The organism is Frankia sp. AgB1.9 (assembly GCF_016786355.1).
Lineage (GTDB): Bacteria > Actinomycetota > Actinomycetes > Frankiales > Frankiaceae > Pseudofrankia.
Window position 1 is genome coordinate 91,007 of the sequence record NZ_JADWYX010000016.1, and the last position, 17,648, is coordinate 108,654.

Below are 17,648 nucleotides of genomic sequence, written 5' to 3' on the forward strand. Positions count from 1 at the left end.
ATCCTATTCGCCCGTTACCTCCGCGGCCACCGCGCCAATCTCGTCGCGATATCAATGAGAACCGCCGTGCGCGGATCGCGCGGCGGCGACGGCCTCGGCCGGCACGCCGGGCTCCGCGAGCTCGGACACCGCTGCGAGAAAAAGACCGACGAACTCGCGCGCCGATCTCCCGTCGAACAGTTCGTGGGTGTGACAGAAGGTCAGATGGAGGCGGCCACCCATCCGGGTGGCATGCAGCACCAGGCCCTGCGGCATCCGGACCGTCGCGGTGAAATGCAGGTCCAACAGCCGGGGGCCGTCCGCGCCGACGGTGAGGTCGGCCGGCACGTGGCCCAGGCTGCCCACCGCCGCCGTGGGCATGAGGGCGGGCCGCACCGCCGCGACGGCGAGCCGCAGCAGCGCCAGCCGGGGGCGGGCCGGCGCCGCGTGCAGCAGCCGCTCCAGCAGGAGGCGCGCCCGGCCCGGCGCGGGCGTCGCCGGGCGGGCCTTCAGGGCCGTCGTCCGGTCGACGACGAGCGCGAGCAGCCGCGGCGGCGCCGCCCGCAGCACCGCATCGCTGGAAATGATCGCGAACCCGGTGGACACCCCGTCGACCTGGTCGGGCTCCACCCCGCGGACCGGGACTCTGACCCGCAGGGTGCCGCTGGCCTGGCCACGCCGGGCGTTCCACCGCTCGGCGGCGAGGTGACCGGCCGCGACGAGCACGTCGTTGACGGTGGGGACCCGGCCATCGGTCAGCCGCGCGGGCCGCGGCGCGGGGATCACCTCGGGCACGAAGGCGAAGCCGGTGTGGCCTGGGCGCCCGACCGGGCGCAGGAACCGCCTGCGCGGCGTGACCCGGCGCAGCACCCGCGCCCGCAGCCAGACCCCGGCCCCTGGGTGGAGCGCCGGGCTCGCGTCACGGGTGCCGGCCGGGGCACCGGGGACGGCCGGCGGCCGGTAGGCAGCCATCGTCTCGGTCAGCAGGGTGAGCAGGCCGCTGCCGTCCACCGCCAGGTGGTGCGCGGCGATGCCGATCCAGTCGCCGTCCGCGTGGTGGGCCACGAGCAGGCGCGCCAGCGGCGCCTGACGCAGGTCGATCTGGCGGATGACGTCGCCCAGCTCGCGCCAGGCGTCCTCCCGGGTCGCCGCGGCGACCTCGGTCACGGCGGCGGCCCGCGGGTCCGGCAGGTGCAGCCAGCCGCCGGAGCCGGCCCGGTCCGTCAGCTCGGACCTGGTGGCCCGGTGGCCGGCGAACACGGCCGAGGCGGCCGAAGCGAGCTCGCCCGCGTCGAGGTGCCCGTCGGTCCGACCCAGCAGCGCGACGGCCACGGGCGCGTCGCGTCGATCCGACGCCAGCAGCACGTGCTCAGGCAACGTCAGTGGACGTCGCGTCCCGCCGATAGCCGCCCCGTTCACGGTTCCCATCTCCCCCGGCACGTCAGTGAATCCAATCCGTTCATGGGCCGGCACGACTGTCGGGTTGGCTGTCCCGCCCGACGCAGAGCGCGACCAACACGGCCGCGAGCGCTGTAGCGCCGGCCGCCTGCGCAAATCCGCCGAACGCGCCCACACCCTCCCGCGGCGACCCGTCCGGGGCCGCGAGCATAGCGACCCCCGTCGCGGTCATCGCGGCCGCAGCGGCCCAGGGCATCAGGCCGGGCCAGCGCCGCGCGACGACGGCGAGCGCCGGCACCACGACCGCCACCGGCCCGGCGACCAGGCCGACCGCGACCGTTCCCGCGACCGTCGCCACCCACCAGGCCGGCAGCCGTTCCCACCACCGCGTCCCGGCCACCAGCCGAGCGCCACCATCCAGCCGCGCGGCCCGGTGCCGGTGCCGGCGCCGGCCAGGGACGAGCGCGGCCGCCAGCAGCACCGCGACCAGGGCGAAGCCGACGACGAGGCCGGTCCGGTACGTCTGGCCGGGCCGGTTCTCGAGCACGACGGTGCCGCCGGCACCGGCGGGCACGATCCAGCCCTGCTGCCAGCCGTCCAGACGGATCGGCGTCAGCCGCACGCCGCCCAGGGTGGCCGTCCAGGACCTGTTCGCGTTCTCCCGGACCGCGAGGAACGCCTGCCGCCCCGGACCGATCGCGACCGTGCGACGCTCGGCCGTCCACGTCCCGACTGTTGTCGAGCGCAGTGTGCTCGCCGGCTGGCTCGGCGCCGGGCTGGCCAGCGAAAGTGTGTCGACGAACACGGTCGCGGCGGCGCCGGGTGTGACCGTGAGCACGTGCTGGCCCGCTGGCAACGTCACCGAGCCGTCGGGCGTGCAGAGGGTGACGCGCATCGGCCTGGCTGCGGCGATGTCGCCGGAGCGGCCCTCGACCCGGAGCTGGTAGGCGGTGCCGTCGATCCGGACCTGGGGGCCCTGGCCGCAGGCGAAGAGCACCGGTCGGTCGCCCTGGGGCCGCGTCCCGGTCTGGAGCGGCGCCAGCGTCGCCGTCCCGGTCAGGGTGAGCCGCGTCGGGCGGGACGTCTCGAACCGGCGGGCGATCGCGGGCTCCTCCGACGCGCTGAACGGCGCGAGGATGTCGGATCGCGCGCGGTCGAAGGCGAACACCGTGGACCCGCCCGTCGTCCCCGCCAGCAGCCCGGTCGCGTCGGAGGGGACCTGGGCGTAGTGCTGGAAGCTCTGCCCGGGGACGGTCAGCTCGCGGATGCCGGCGCCCAGGGCCGTGCCGCCGTTCGGCGCGACCCGCAGCAGGGTCACCTGGTACCACGAGCTCTTCCCCGGCGGCACCGCCAGTCGCTGGACCTGCTCGGTCCTGGTGACGCGGGTGTCCACCGACCCGTTGGCCGTGGTCACCCGGACCACCTGCGGGACCGACCGCCTGGCCGACTCGGCGAGCAGCTGGACCTGCAGGTAGGGCACGGCTACCGGCGCGCCAACGTCGACCCGCAGCCAGGCCCCCTCCGTACCGGTCTTCGGGTCGGCCCGCGCCATCCACCACGAGTAGGCCAGCCCGTCGACGGCGCTCGCCGGCCCGAGCTCCGGCGCGGCCCGCAGGGCGTACCCGTAGGACGACGCCGTGACGGACTTCCCGTCCAGATAGCCGCCGACGGTCTGGTGGCCGGCGGGCGGCCGGTCGGTCCATTCGTGCGGCGGGGTGACGGAGCCGGCGACCTCCTCGTCCGGACCCAGCAGGTAGGACGCGGAGGCGTGCACGCGGCCGAAGATGTAGTCACGCCGGTCGAGCGTGTCGGTGACGGCGAGCCCGGTCGTCGGCGTCAGGACCTGGTTGGCCGGCACGGTGTCCGCGGACGGCGCGACCACGCCGCCGCCGGTGCTGACCGCGCCGGGCCCGCTGAGGTCGGAGGCCAGCACCACCGCGCGGTCCGCCGGCAGCAGACCGTGCGCGGCGAGCTGCAACGTCGCCTCCGGGCCGCCGGCGACCACCAGCGCGTCCGCGGCCGAGTAGGCCTGGACGAGGCTCGCGCCACCGGGCACCGTCCAGACCTCCAGCGCCGGGACCTTGCCCACGGCGGGACGCCGGGCCACCGGCACGGACAGCTCCGTGGTGCCGAGGTGCGCGGCGACCGCCGGGCCGAAGGTCGCGGCCTCCCGCAGGCCCGACGCCGCGAGGGCCCGGTGGATCTCGCTGGTGGACGGCGGGCTGTCCCAGGCGTCGGCCGCCAGGTCGTTGCGCACGACGATCTGGCCCACTCCGGCCCGCGCGAGCGCGGCGGCGAGACCGGAGCCGTCGCCACGCGACAGGGCGTCCTCGACCGCGTCTAGCCAACGGGTGATGCCGACGCTGCCGAGCGGGATGAGGTTACGCACGCCCCACGGGGTCGAGGACAGCCACTGCATCGGTTCGTCGAGCGGGCGTCCCCAGCTGTAGTCGCCGAACGGAGCGCCCGGCAACAGCAGCGTCCGTCCACCTTCGGGGTTGGCACCGAGCCAGTCGGCCGCCTGGGTCCAGTAGCCGGGAACCTTGGCGAACGGCTTTGGCTGCAGCGCGTCGCCGTTCAGCATCGGGGTCGACCCCGCGACCAGCGCGGCCACCGTCAGGACGACCGCGCCCGCGGCGGCGGCCCGCCGCGGGCCCGCCAGCCGGTCCGCCACCGTGAACTCGGCGCGGCGCAGCCGGTCGTGGGCACAGGCGACGGCATGGGTGAGCCCGAGGGCCATCGGCAGGTGCACGACCGGCTGGAACTTGAACACGTTGCGCAACGGACTGAGCGGCCCGGCCAGCAGGTCCCGCACGCCTGCGCCGACGGGGCTGCCCAGGCTCCCTGGGTAGGCGGTCGCCGTCACGACCACGCCGATGCCGAACATGACGACTAGCAACCGCCGGGCGGGCAGGTCGCGGCGGGCCAGGCCCCAGAGCGAGAGCGCGGCGACGGCGACCGAACCGACGACCGCGATCCACGACGTCGCGTAGTCGGCGGCAGCCGGCAGCCAGGCGGTGGGCAGGCGCAGGTACGCCATCCAGTCGGCCGTCCCGCGCAGCGTCTCGTTGACCGAGGCGGCGGACGTCGCGGTCCTGACGGACTCGGTGAACGGCAGGAAGTTCAGCCCGTACCGGCCGAGGGACAACAGGCCGACCGCCCACCAGGCCGTCGCGAGCAGGGCCGCGAGCAGCCACCAGCCGCGCAGCGCCCAGGCCCGGCGGCCGCCGCCCGCGAGCGCCAGCAGCACGACAGGACCCAGCATCGCGGCGGCGGTGACGCTCGCGTTGACGCCCCCGGTGCCCAGGATCGCGAGGCCGGACAGCGCGGCGGCGCGGCGCGGCGAGAGCCGGGGGTCGGCCGGCGCCGGGGACGACCCCACGAGGTCCGCCGCGGCGGTGGGCCGCAGGGCCCGCAGGAGGGGCACCAGCATCCACGGGAGCATGGCCGCGCCCGCGAGCGCGGCCGAGGTGGACCCGATCTTGCCCAGGAACATCGGCGAAAGCGCGTACCCGAGGCCGCCGACCAGCCGGCTCGCCGGTCGCCCGATCCCCAGTGTGTCCGCGAGGCGCACGACGCCCCAGGTCGCGACGGTGAGGACCAGCGTCATCCATAGCCGCTGGGTGATCCACGGCGGGATCGCGAGCACGTGGCCGACGAGGAAGAAGGGCCCCATCGGGAACAGGTAGCCCCACGGCTGGTTCTGGATGGACCCGAAGCCCGATCCCGAGTTCCAGAGGTGCGTCGCGTCCGCGAGGAACCGCGTCGGCGCGACGGCAAGTTCGATCTTGGTGTCGGCGGTGAGCTTTCCCGGTGCCTGAAGCAGGAACAGCGCCGCGTAACCCAGGGCGATCCAGAGAAGGTGCAGAAGCGAGGTGCGGGTCGGTAGGCCGGCCGGGGCGGCGTCACCCGGCGGTCCGGTCCTGCTGTCTGAGGCGCCGCCGAAGCGTCCGCCGGCCGGGCGTCGGGTGCTGGTCGGGTTCGGCTCGTCCGGCGGTGGGCGGCCAGCCTGGTCCGGGCGGTCCCGGGGCCGGCGCGTCGGCGGATCGACCCGGGTGGCGACGTCGACGCCGAGACCTGGACGCCGCGTCGGCGAGGGCCGTTCGACCAGGCCGTTGGAGTGCTGCTTGTGCAACGGGCCGGCCGTCGCCTGGGCCAGCGCGACCTCGTGCGCCGCGGCGAAACCGCTCATCTCGCCGCGCGGCTGGATGAGCCGTGGCGCCCCGGCCGGGGCGAGGCCGGCGTGCCGGACGGCCCGGTGGACGTTGCGGCGGGCCCGGACCACGTCGGCCAGCATCGCCGGGGTGTGCCGCAGGGCATTGAACGTTCCGTGTGGCTGCTCGGTCCAGCGCACCGGCACCTCGGCGATCCGGTAGCCGAGCGACCGGGCGATGGCGAGGACCTCGATGTCGAACGCGAAGCCGGCGACCTGCGAGAGGCCGAAGATGACCTTCGCCTCGGTGTGCCGGAAAGCCTTGAAACCGCACTGGGTGTCGGCCAGATCGAGCGGGACGAACATCCGGGTCACCTGGTGGAACACCCAGCTGCCTAATCGGCGCTTGGCGGAACGTTCGGCGCCCCCGCCGAGCCGGCGCGACCCGAGCGCGACCTCAGCGTGGTCCAGGGCCGCCAGCAGCGCCGGCAGATCTGCTACATCGGACGCGAGGTCGGCGTCCATAAAGACGATCGCCTCGCCCGCGGCGGCGGCCACGCCCGCGCGGACGGCGGCGCCCTTTCCCTGGTTGCGCGGAAGCCTGATTACCCGGCTGTTTGGCACGTCGCGCAGCAGGTCAGCCGCTATCCGTGCCGTGTCGTCGAGGCTGCCGTCATCGACGACGATCAGCTCGGCGTCGTGAAGATGAAAGCGCTGTAAGGCAGCCAAAAGTTCGGGAAGCGACGATGGTAACCGGCGACTCTCGTTGAACGCCGGGATGACAACGCTTACTGGTACTCGGTCTAAGTCCAGACCCACGCTGCAGACCCCCTCAGCGACAGCCGCCCGTCGGCCGTGAACGGTTGACCATCTATGCCCTCATTCGAGAGGAGTCGACTATCGCACAGGACGCCCGACGTGTCGCATTTTGTCGGGGAAGCTAACGATCCGGCCAGATCGTAGACCCATCAATGTAAGACGCGCGGTTGAAGACCCGCTGGTCCAAGCATTGGCACGGCGCGCGGTAGGACTGGCACGCACCATCCCAGGCCGGAAAGAGATCGGAACCGCGCGGTGCTCCGAGTCGACCGCGCACGGCGTAGGGCGCCGGCAAATGCGTCCGGCGACCGCATTACCGGCGTGCTTCTCGGCGGCGGCGCGCCGTCCTACCCGGACGCGGGGCCGGCCGCGTCGGCCGTAGGGGCCGCCGGCCCGGACCGGCGCCCGGACGACGACCTCGGGGGCGCCAGCTCGGCGAACACGACCCGGGAGCCGGCCGCTGGCCGACGCCGCGCGACCGTCTTCTCGTAGGCGCCGGAGCCCGGCCGCGCACCGGCCGGCTCGGCCAGTCCGGCGGATCGAGCCGGGTCCGGTGGTGCCGCGGCCACGGCGAGGTCCGCGTCCGCCAGCCGGACGTCCTCGTCGCGGGCACGGTCGCCCGCCGCGGCGAAGTGATGGTGGTGCATCCGGTACACCAGGGCTCCCGCGACGGCGGCGGTGAACGCCTGGCAGGCAAGGCCCGCGGCGGCGGTCCGTCCGATGTCGCCCCCGGCCAGCGTCAGCACGGCCGCGGTCAGCGGTGTGCAGCAGGCGAGCGCCCAGACGATCTTGCGGTAGCCGGCGCCGAGCAGGTAGGTCGCGAACATCAGGCTGGCCGCGAGATACGTCATCGCGAGGGCCAGCACCCACAGGTCCGGCGCGGCCCCGGCCAGCTTCGGGCCGAAGACGAGCGAGAGGATCAGGTGCCCGGCGACCGCGCCGACCGCGGCCAGGAACAGGCCGGGCGTCACCACGCACACCAGCGCCATCGTGAGGGCCCGTCCGGCGGGCAGACCCTCCTTGCGCCGGCGGGCCGCCTCCGGGAGCAGGAAGTTCGCCACCGCCAGGCCGATGAACACCGGGACCTTGCAGGCGGTGGAGATCGCCGCGTAGCTGCCGACCCCGTCCGGGTTGCGCCAGCCGACGATCACGATGTCCATGTTCTGCAGCAGCGCGAGCGGCACCAGGGTCGCCAGCGCGACCGACGCCTCGGCGATCAGGCTGTCCCGAGTCCGCCGCGGGGTCGCCGCCGCCGGCATCATCGGGATCGGGCCGGTGACGGTCGGGGTCGGGGTGACCACGTCGTCACCACCGCGCAGCCGCGAGCGCGCGGACGGCGACCGACGGATCAGCGACGGGGTGCGGGCGACGGCCAGCCGGGCATGCTCGCCGCCGGCCAGGCAGCCGAGCGCGAGCCCGATCCCCGCGCCGTTGACCCCGAGGCCGGCGGCGACCAGGACGACGACGCAGGTGATCCGGAAGGCCGACTCGAAGACCAGGTTGCGGGCCAGCGCCGGGTAGTTGCCCCTGGCCTGCAGCAGGCCGCGCTCGACGCAGAGGCCCACCCAGATCGCGGCCGCGATGGCCGCCTCGGCGACCGCCAGCGGGTGCGGGTACGACAGCAGGAGGGAGACCGGTTCGCACAGGGCGAGCGCGAGCACCGAGGCCAGTACGACCCCCACCAGAGTCACGTTGCGCAGCTGGCGGATCCAGATCCGCCGCTCACGACGGGTGTCGCCGATCTCGGCCGACTCGCGGTGCACGGTCGCGGTCAGCACCGAGTTGCCGACCACCGACAGGATCATGAAGATGCTCGTCTGGACGCCCACGGCGCCGTAGCCGGCGGGGTCCAGTGCGCGGGCCAGCACCAGGTTCATCACCAGGTTGAAGCCGTTGGTCACCGTGCCGGCCGCGGCCAACGCCATCGGGCCCCGCAACAGTTCCGCGACGAGATCCCGCCGCATCACCACCGCGAGCCCCATGGACCGCCTCCGCGTCGTGTCGCCGCCGGCCGTACTGGCCCCGGACCCGGGCAATCGTACGACCCCGGGTGGATGGGATATTCCTCGGCTAGGTTGGCCAGGCATTCCCCGCGCGCCCGCCGCCCGCAGCGCCGAACCCGAAGGCGAGGACCGCCCCCGTGCCCTCTTCAGCGCCCGCCACCACCGGCCAGGCCGGCAGTACGGCCGCGCGGCGCGCCCTGGAGGCGCTCGCGGGCCGGCACGTCGTGTTCCTGAACTGGCGGGACCTCGACCATCCGCAGTCCGGCGGCGCCGAGCTGTTCTGCCAGTCGGTGGCGGCCCAGTTCGCGGCCGGGGGCGTCGACGTGACGCTGCTGACCGCCCGCCCGCGCGGCCTGCCGGCGACGGCGACCGTCGACGGGGTCGCGGTCCGTCGCGGGGGTGGCACCTTCGGCGTCTACCCGGCGACGCTCGCCCGGCTCGCCCGGCTCACCCGGTCCGGGCGCGGGGTGGACGCGGTGGTCGACTGCCAGAACGGCATCCCGTTCTTCAGCCCGCTCGTCCTGCCCGGCCGGATGCCGGTGGTGCAGGTCCTCCACCACGTGCACCAGAAGCAGTTCCCGCTCTACTTCCCCGGCCCGCTGGCCCGGGTGGGGCAGCTGCTGGAGAAGCCTGGGAGCCGCTGGGTGTACCGGCGCCGCCCGGTGGCGGTGGTCTCGCCGTCGACCCGGGACGAGGCCCGCGGGGTGCTGGGCCTGCCCGGACCGCGTTTCCTGGTGCCCAACGGGGTGACCACCTCCCCCGCGGCAGGCCGGGACGCCCCGGACGGGGGTGCCGGCGACCGGGCCGCGGTCCCGACGATCGTGTGCGTCGGCCGGCTGGTGCCGCACAAGCGGATGCACCTGCTGATCGAGGCGATCCCGCGGCTGGCCGCGCGCCACCCCGGCCTGGTGGTGCACTTCATCGGCGACGGCCCGGACCGGGAGCGGCTGGCCACGCGGGCCGCCGAGCTGGGGGTCTCGCAGGGCGGCCCGGCGCCCCGGGCCCCCCGGCGCAGGCACCGTGACGGCGACGCCGCCCCCCCGGGCCCCGGGCGGGCCTCGGCCTGGCTGACCGTGAACCCGTCGCACGGCGAGGGCTGGGGCCTGTCGGTGCTGGAGGCGGGCGCGCTGGGGGTGCCGGCGGTGGCGTTCCGCGTTCCCGGGCTGCGCGACGCCGTCCGGGACGGGGAGACGGGCTGGCTCGTCGACGCTCCGGACCAGTTCGGCGCCGTCGTCGACGCGGCCCTGACGGAGCTGAGCGACCCGGCCCGCGCGGCCGGGTGGCGGGCGGCAGCCAGCCACTGGGCGGGCGGGTTCACCTGGGAGACGAGCGCGGCCCTGCTCGCGACGGTCCTCGCCGGCGAGCTGGCCAGGGCTGGCCGGCGAGACCGGCGCCGGCTCGACGACGCCGTGACCCGGGTCTGGTTCCCGCTGGGCCCCGACGACCCGGCGCCCGCGCTGCGCGGCACCGACCTGCTGTACCGGACCAGGCCGGCGGCGGCCGACACGGCCGTGCCTGACACCGTCGGACCCGCCGGCACGCCCGAACCCGACACCGACGTGCCGGGCGCCGTCGCACTGCTCTACGGCGCGTCGCAGGCGGCGGCCCGGACCGCGCTGACCCGGCTCGGCATCGCCACGGGCACGGCGCGGATGCGACCGGCCAGCGGAGCGGACCTGCTTGTCGGCACCGGACGCGCGTGGGCCACCGACGGCCCGGACCGGGCCGCGGCGTCCCCGGCCGGCCGCGACGCGCGCTGACCCGGCCGCTCGGCCTCAGCCGGAGGTGGACGGGCGGGCGCGCGCGACGCCCTCGGCGGCGGAGCGCAGCGGGTTGCCCAGGCTGACCGGCGCCGGCTGCGGGTGGCCCCGGTCGAGCGGGATGACGTCGGCGCCGGCAGCCGGATCGACCGACCGTTCGCCGGTCCCAGGCCCGGTGCCGCTCGGCTCGGCCGCGCGCAGCGGAATGGGCCGGCCGGCCTGGCGCAGGTAGCGCCGCGCCCGGGCCAGGTCGACGATCATGGACGGGGTGTGTCGGATGACGCTGAACGTGCCGCCCGGCTCCTCCGACCAGCGCACCGGCACCTCGACGATCCGGTACTCCATCGCGGTGGCCATGGCGAGCACCTCGACGTCGAAGCCGAAGCCGGTGGCCCGCGCCATGCTGAACAGGACCTTGGCCTCGTCCCGCCGGAAGGCCTTGAAGCCGCACTGGGTGTCCGCCAGGTCGATGGCGGTGAAGGACCTGGTCAGCTGGTTGAACGCCCAGCTTCCGAGCTGGCGGACGTAGGGGCGGGTCGCGCCCGCGCCGACCCGTCGCGACCCGATCGCCACCTCGGCGTCCGACAGGGCCGCCAGCAGCAGCGGCAGGTCACTGACGTCCGAGGCCAGATCGGCGTCGGTGAAGACGATCGCCTCGCCCGTCGCGGCGGCCACGCCGGCCCGGATGGCGGTGCCCTTCCCGCTGTTCCAGGGAAGCCTGATCACCCGGCCGGTCGGCAGGTCACGCAGCAGGCGGGTCGCGATCGCCGCGGTGTCGTCCGAGCTGCCGTCGTCGACGACGATCACCTCGGCACCCGGAAACTCGCGCAGCGCGGCGACCAGGACCGGGAGCGAGAAAGGAAGCCGGCGCGACTCGTTGAAGGCCGGAACCACAACGCTGACGGGAACCCTCCGCACGTCTCACCCCCAGCATCGCAAGAGATCAACAATGTCCGCCCACCCGAGGGTAAAGCGGGATCAACCGTCCGAACAACCCGCGAAACATCATGAGATCGGCATAGCGGGCTGCAAGGCACGGTACCCGTCGGTGCTATCGGGCACGACCTAAGGTCCACCAAACGCAGCGTCGTTGCGAGGCTGTTGATCTATGCCCTTGCGTGACGGTCCGGAGCGGGTATGCGCAGACCGGCGGGTACGAAAGGGAACTTCGCGCCTGAGCGCCCGGTCCGGCGGACAATGAGGTCGCTCACACGCCGACGACGGAGCGCCCGTTGGGAGGGAGGCGACCATCGTGACCGAGCTCGGCCAGCCCGGGGCCGGCGACGCGACCGAGCCCGGCCAGCCCTCCGAGGGCTCCGCCGGACCGACGCCCAGGCAGGCCCAGAACCCGCACGACGAGGATCCCGGCGGCGACGTCCGGGGCCGCGCCGGCCCACCCCGGCCGGGCGGCACCCGATGGCGCCGGTCCGGCGAGGACGGCGACGGCGCGCTGCGTGGCCTGCTCGACGGCGGGCGCAGCAAGATCACCCTCAGCTCCGCGATGCGGGCCCGCGACGTGGCCCGCCCGGACGCCGACGACCTGGCCGAAGCCGAGCGCCTGATCGCCGGCCGAATCGCCGCGGACCGGGCCAGGGCGGCCAGGCCGGCCATCCGGCGGACCCCGCCGATGTGGAAGCGCCCGCCGCGTCCGGCGCCGCCCGGCCGGTCCGACGAGGCGGACCCGGGGCGGGCCTGAACCTCGGCCCGACCGCTCAGACAGCCGGCGGGGCGGGCGCTCCGGTCGGCACCGGCGGCAGCTCCCCGGTCCGTTCGTAGCCGGTCAGCATCCGCAGCCGGCGGGTGTGCCTGGACTCGTCGGAGAACGGCGTGTCCAGGAACACCTGCGCGAAGCCGATCGCCTCGGACACCTCGTGCATCCGGGCGCCGAGGCTGAGCACGTTCGCGTCGTTGTGCTGACGGCCCAGGCGGGCGGTCTCCTCGCTCCAGGCCAGCGCGGCCCGGACGCCGTCAACCTTGTTGGCCGCGATGGCCTCACCGTTGCCGGAGCCGCCGATGACGATGCCGAGGCTGCCCGGCTCGGCGGCGACGGCCGCGGCCGCCGCCATGACGAACGGCGGGTAGTCGTCGTCGGGGTCGTAGTCGCTGGGGCCGTGGTCGACCGGAGTGTGGCCGAGCTCGGCCAGCCGCTCGACGAGGGCGGCCTTCAGGTGATAGCCGGCGTGGTCAGAACCGAGATGGACGCGCACGACGAGCATCATGCCCGCCCCGCCGGATCGGCGCGCAGGGCGGGCGCCCGTCCACTCAGATCGTCAGGTTGTCGAAGGTGGGGCCGACGTCCCGGCTGCGCTTGAGCTCGTAGAAGCCGGGAGTCTGGACGACGAGGAGGAAGCCGTCCCAGAGCTTGCCCGCGGCCTCGCCGGTCGGCGCCGGCGTGATCACCGGGCCGAACAGCGCGGTGTCGCCGATGGCGATCACCGGGGTGCCCACGTCCATCCCGACCCGGCCGATGCCGTCGGCGTGGCTCGCGCGGACCGCGTCGTCGAACTCGGTGGAGTCGGCCGCGGCCGCGAGCGCGGTGGGCAGGCCGACCTCGGTCAGCGCCGCTTCGAAGACGTCCTTGGACCACTCGGCCTTGTCGATGTGCCGGCGGCGGCTGAGCGCGGTGTAGAGCGGGCCGAGCACCTCGTCGCCATGCTCGGCGGCGGCCGCGATCGCGACCCGGACCGGCCCCCACATGCCCGGGATCATCGCCTTGTAGACCTCAGGGATGTCGTCCCTGCCGCCGTTGAGCACCGCGAGACTCATGACGTGCCAGCGGATCTCGACGTCGCGGACTTTCTGGACCTCCAGCATCCAGCGCGAGGTCAGGAACGCCCACGGACAGCTCGGGTCGAACCAGAAGTCGGCGACCACCGGTACCGCGGCCCCGGTCTCCGCCGCGGGCTCCGACCCGGTCTTGGTGGCTGACGCAGTCACATGTTTCTCCGTTCGCCGGCCCGCACTCGTAGCGCCGGGCACGCCCCGACGCCGCCGCGACGCCGCCCCGGCTCCGGTGGGGCAGCGTCGCGAGGAGGCCCGGAGACGATCGACGAGCCGCGGCCGGCACCCCCGACCGACGCGGCGCGCTAGTCCGCCCCTAGCTCCCCGCCGGGGTCAACCTTCGGCTCGGGCGGTGCCTTCCCGCTCGCGGCGAGATATCCCGCCACGCGGTTGATCACCGCCACGGTCGGCACGGCCGCGATCGCGCCCGGGATGCCGGCGAGCACCGCACCGGCCGACAACGAGATCACGATCGCCAGCGGGTGCAGGTTCACCGCCCGGCGCATCACCAGCGGGTGCATGACGTGGCCCTCGAACTGTTGAACGACGACCACCACGCACAGCACGATGATCGCCGGCACCAGGCCCTTCGCGACCAGAGTGACCAGGACGGCCGCGGTCCCCGCCACGGTCGCACCGACGATCGGGATGAAGCCGCCGAAGAAGGTCAGCAGTGCCAGCGGCGCCACCAGCGGCGTCCCGACCGAGACCAGGCCGATCGAGATGCCCAACGCGTCGGTGAACGCGATCAGCACGGTGCCCCGGATATAGCCGGTCAGCGTCGCCCAGGCCTCCCGGCCGGCGCCCCGGACCCGCTCCTCCGCGGACGCCGGGAACCGGTTGACGATCCAGTTCCAGATCCCGGCCCCGTCGTAGACGAAGAAGAAGGTCGCGAACACCGTGACCAGCAGGCTGGCGAGCACCTCGACCAGCACCGAGGCCGTCGTGATGACCTGCGAGACGACCTTCCCCCGGTTCGCGGTGAGCGAGTGCTGAACGCTGTCGATCAGGTCGGTGATCTGCTTCTGCGACAGGTGCAGCGGGCCGTTCGTCAGATAGTCCCTGACCTGGCCGATGCCGTTGTTGACCTGGTCGACGACGGTAGGCAGCTCGTTGGCCGCGTTGAAGCCGACCCCGACGGCGACCCCACCCAGGATGACGAAGAAGGTCAGCAACGCGAGGAACGCCGACGCCAGCCGCGGCACCCCCACCCGCTGCAGGCGCTGCGCTATCGGAACGATCAAAGCGGTGATCAGTAGACCGGCGACAACCGGGATCACGATGGACCGAACACGCCCGATCGCGATCACCACGACGTAGACGGCCGCACCGATGATCAGCAGCCGCCACGACCAGCCGGCGCTGACCCGTAACGCGACCGGGACCGCTCGCTCGGCGCGCTCGTGCGGCGACGCCGTGCTCACCACGGCGACCTGATCCAGCGTCCGGGGCTTGGTCGCCTCGCCGGGCGGGGGCGCCGTCGCGGCGGCCGCCTCCGCCTCCCGCGCGGCGGCGAGCCTGGCCGCCCCGCGCTCGGCCAGCCGGGCGATGCGCCGCGGACCGCTCGGGCCGTCGGTCCCGCCACGCGCGACCCGTCTCACCACGCGTCCTCCCTTGGCCTGCGGGCCGCTCGCCCGGGCATCGCGATCAGAGTCTCCTCGACGTCACATCCGACCGGGTCTGTACCCAATTCACCGAGTATCCAACGGGGCTGTGCGGCCGGGCTGAACGATCGGGCTGGATGACCGAACAGCGTCGCGGGGGTAGGTCGCGGGGGTACGCCGACGACGTGACCGGCCAGCCGGACACGCGGCCCCGAGACTACGCCGAGATCGTCCCACCCTCGGAACGGGCCGCCCGACAGGTGCCCGACACCCCGCCGGCCCGCGTGTCCGCCGCGTTTTCGCGTTCGCAACGGGCCGGGAACGCGCGCGCGGCCCGATCGCCCACGCAGCGTGGAAGACTGGCGGAAGTGGTTCTTCCGTCGCGGCCGCGGCCGCGCGGCCGTCGCGTTACCGCCGCGCAGCCGTCGCGGTGCCTGCCGTCTGGCGGTCGCGCCGGCCATCGCGGCTGTCCTGCGAGGGTGGTCTGAGTCCCGAGAGGATCCGAGTGCCGAACAACCTCACCCGCGACGAGGCGCGCGAGCGCGCCCGCCTGCTGAACGTCTCCTCCTACGAGGTCGAGCTCGACCTGACGACCGGTCACGAGACCTTCACCTCGACGACCACCGTCACGTTCACCGCCACCGAGCCCGGCGCGACGACCTTCATCGAGCTGGCCGCGCCGACGGTGCGCGAGGTCGCGCTCAACGGCGTCGCGCTCGACCCGGCGGAGGTGTTCGACGGGGAAAGGATCACCCTGCCGAGCGTGGCGGAGTCGAACCGGCTCACGGTGCTCGCCGACTGCGCGTACTCGCGGACCGGCGAGGGCCTGCACCGGTTCGTCGACCCGGTCGACGAGGCGGTGTACCTCTACACCCAGTTCGAGACGTACGACGCGCACCGGATGTACGCCTGTTTCGACCAGCCCGACCTCAAGGCGACCTTCACGCTGAACGTCACGGCGCCGGCCGACTGGAAGGTCATCTCGAACAGCGCGGTCGCCGCCGTGGCCGAGGCCGCGATCGGCGTGCGGGTCACCCGCTTCCTGCCGACCCCGGTGATGTCGACCTACATCACCGCGCTGGTCGCCGGGCCGTACCACGAGGTTCGCGACTCCCATGACGGGATCGACCTCGGGCTGTACTGCCGCGGCTCGCTGGCCGAGTTCCTCGACCCGGCTGAGCTGTTCGAGATCACCAAGCAGGGCTTCGACTTCTACCACCGGGTGTTCGACTACCGGTACCCGTTCGGCAAGTACGACCAGCTGTTCGTGCCCGAGTTCAACGCCGGGGCGATGGAGAACGCCGGCTGCGTCACCTACCTGGAGGACTACGTCTTCCGCGCCAAGGTGACGGAGGCCCGCCGGGAGCGCCGGGCCGAGACGATCCTGCACGAGATGGCGCACATGTGGTTCGGCGACCTGGTCACCATGCGCTGGTGGGACGACCTGTGGCTGAACGAGTCGTTCGCGACCTACGTCTCGGTGCTCGCCCAGGTCACCTCGACCCGGTTCACCAACGGCTGGACGACCTTCGCGAACGCCGAGAAGGGCTGGGCGTACCGGCAGGACCAGCTGTCCTCGACGCACCCGATCGTCGCGGACGCCGTCGACATGGACGCGGTGCGCACCAACTTCGACGGCATCACCTACGCCAAGGGCGCTTCGGTGCTCAAGCAGCTGGTGAGCTGGGTCGGCCAGGAGGAGTTCCTCTCCGGCCTGCGCACCTACTTCCGCGCCTACGAGTACGGCAACACGACGCTGCGCGACCTGCTCGACGAGCTGGAGAAGGCGAGCGGCCGTGAGCTCACCGGCTGGTCGAAGGACTGGCTGGAGACGACGGGCGTCAACACGCTGCGGCCGAGGTTCGAGACCGACTCGTCCGGGCTGTTCACCGCGTTCGACGTGGTGCAGGAGCCGGCCGCCCACCCGCCGACGGCGTCGCAGACACTGCGGCCGCACCGGATCGCGATCGGCCTGTACGACCGGGACGGCAAGGGCGACCTGGTCCGCCGGGAGCGGGTCGAGCTGGACGTCACCGGCCCGCTGACCGAGGTCAGCAAGCTGGTCGGGGCGCGCCGGCCCGAGCTGCTGCTGCTCAACGACGACGACCTGTCGTTCGCGAAGATCCGGCTGGACGACCGGTCGCTGGCCACGCTGATCTCCGGCATCGGCAGCGTCCGGGCCTCGCTGCCCCGGACGCTGTGCTGGGCCGCCGCGTGGGACATGACCCGGGACGCGGAGCTCGCCGCCCGCGACTACGTCAAGCTGGTGCTGTCCGGCGTGGACGTCGAGGACGACATCGGCGTGGTGCAGACGCTGCTCGCCCGGGCGGCCCTGACCCTGGACAGCTACGGCGACCCGGCGAACCGGTCGGCGGCGCTGCGCGCGCTCACCGACCGGGCCGAGCAGCTGCTGCGCGCCGCGGCGCCCGGCAGCGACCTGCAGCTGGTCTTCACGACGACCTTCGCGCAGGCCGAGGACCCCGAGCAGGTCGAGAAGATCAAGGCGATCTTCGAGGGCCGCGACGTCATCGAGGGGCTGGCGCTGGACACCGAGCTGCGTTGGTCGCTGCTCACCCAGCTCGTCGCCCGTGGCGTCTACGGCGACGCCGAGATCGACGCGGAGCTGGTCCGGGACGCCACCGCGGCCGGCGAGAAGCGGGCGGCGACGGCGCGCAGCGCCCGGCCGACCGCCGAGGCCAAGGCCGCGGCCTGGGCGGCCGTCATGGAGTCCGACACGCTGTCCAACCACCTGGCCGCGGCGACGATGGGTGGCTTCTGGGTGGCGAGCCAGCGTGAGCTGACGAGGCCCTACGTCGACCGGTACTTCGCCGAGATCGCGGGAATCTGGAAGACCCGCAGCTTCGACACCGCGCAGACGATCACCCAGACGCTGTTCCCGGACGGAGTGATCGAGGCCTCGACGCTGGACAAGGTGGACGCCTACCTGGCCAACGAGGACCCGGCGCCGCCGCTGCGCCGCGCGCTGACCGAGGGCCGAGACGGCCTGGTCCGGGCGCTGGCCGCCCGGGCGAAGGACAGCGCCGCCGGCTAGGGCGGTCAGTCGGCTAGGGCGGTCAGTCGGTGCAGCCGAGGAGAGGCCGGGAGCGGACGCGGACGCCGCCGCCGGACGGGTTCTCGGCGAGGACGAGAT

At 74.0% G+C, this 17,648-nt stretch carries 10 protein-coding genes; 3 read left to right on the forward strand and 7 right to left on the reverse strand.

From position 1 onward, the window contains the following. Window positions 1-51: 51 nt before the first annotated feature. The 3 genes from I6A60_RS08465 to I6A60_RS08475 all read right to left on the reverse strand — a co-directional run bounded on the left by I6A60_RS08465 (window position 52) and on the right by I6A60_RS08475 (window position 8,331). The gene (locus I6A60_RS08465) at window positions 52-1,398 is read right to left on the reverse strand and encodes a hypothetical protein (RefSeq protein ID WP_203018366.1); all 1,347 of its coding nucleotides are present in this window, start codon (window positions 1,396-1,398) and stop codon (window positions 52-54) included. Between the two features lie 40 nt (window positions 1,399-1,438). After that, window positions 1,439-6,349 carry an alpha-(1->3)-arabinofuranosyltransferase family protein gene (locus I6A60_RS08470; protein ID WP_203018364.1) on the reverse strand — a complete coding sequence of 1,637 codons (4,911 nt, stop codon included), beginning with the start codon at window positions 6,347-6,349 and terminating at the stop codon, window positions 1,439-1,441. A 347-nt stretch (window positions 6,350-6,696) separates the two neighbouring features. Then, window positions 6,697-8,331: a lipopolysaccharide biosynthesis protein gene (locus I6A60_RS08475; protein WP_203018362.1), complete on the reverse strand. Its 1,635-nt coding sequence runs from the start codon at window positions 8,329-8,331 to the stop codon at window positions 6,697-6,699. A gap of 158 nt (window positions 8,332-8,489) precedes the next feature. On the opposite strand from I6A60_RS08475, the gene I6A60_RS08480 reads away from it, so the two are divergent. Then, a complete protein-coding gene (locus I6A60_RS08480; RefSeq protein WP_203055587.1) occupies window positions 8,490-10,112 on the forward strand; it encodes a glycosyltransferase family 4 protein in 1,623 nt (540 codons plus the stop codon). A 15-nt stretch (window positions 10,113-10,127) separates the two neighbouring features. Here I6A60_RS08480 and I6A60_RS08485 read toward each other — a convergent pair whose 3' ends face one another. Next, complete coding sequence (locus I6A60_RS08485) at window positions 10,128-11,030, reverse strand: dolichyl-phosphate beta-glucosyltransferase (RefSeq protein WP_203017154.1); 903 nt, start codon at window positions 11,028-11,030, stop codon at window positions 10,128-10,130. 334 nt (window positions 11,031-11,364) lie between these two features. Between I6A60_RS08485 and I6A60_RS08490 the strand changes: the two genes are divergently transcribed. Continuing rightward, entirely contained in the window at window positions 11,365-11,808 is a 444-nt protein-coding gene (locus I6A60_RS08490) for a hypothetical protein (protein WP_203017156.1), read from the forward strand. A gap of 16 nt (window positions 11,809-11,824) precedes the next feature. Here I6A60_RS08490 and I6A60_RS08495 read toward each other — a convergent pair whose 3' ends face one another. From I6A60_RS08495 to I6A60_RS08505, 3 genes are all read right to left on the reverse strand, one after another. Then, a complete protein-coding gene (locus I6A60_RS08495; RefSeq protein WP_013426230.1) occupies window positions 11,825-12,319 on the reverse strand; it encodes a ribose-5-phosphate isomerase in 495 nt (164 codons plus the stop codon). 55 nt (window positions 12,320-12,374) lie between these two features. Further along, the gene (locus I6A60_RS08500; protein WP_307873587.1) at window positions 12,375-13,049 is read right to left on the reverse strand and encodes a DsbA family protein; all 675 of its coding nucleotides are present in this window, start codon (window positions 13,047-13,049) and stop codon (window positions 12,375-12,377) included. 149 nt (window positions 13,050-13,198) lie between these two features. Continuing rightward, window positions 13,199-14,497 carry an AI-2E family transporter gene (locus I6A60_RS08505; protein ID WP_203011885.1) on the reverse strand — a complete coding sequence of 433 codons (1,299 nt, stop codon included), beginning with the start codon at window positions 14,495-14,497 and terminating at the stop codon, window positions 13,199-13,201. A 505-nt stretch (window positions 14,498-15,002) separates the two neighbouring features. Here I6A60_RS08505 and pepN point away from each other — a divergent pair. After that, on the forward strand, window positions 15,003-17,549 hold the full coding sequence (pepN, locus tag I6A60_RS08510) for an aminopeptidase N (protein ID WP_203042425.1): 2,547 nt from the start codon (window positions 15,003-15,005) through the stop codon (window positions 17,547-17,549). Window positions 17,550-17,648 lie beyond the last annotated feature (99 nt).

Coding starts and splice junctions, on each gene's coding strand:
- I6A60_RS08475 (WP_203018362.1), bottom strand. CDS start 8,331: ATGGGGCTCGCGGTGGTGATGCGGCGGGATCTCGTCGCGGAACTGTTG.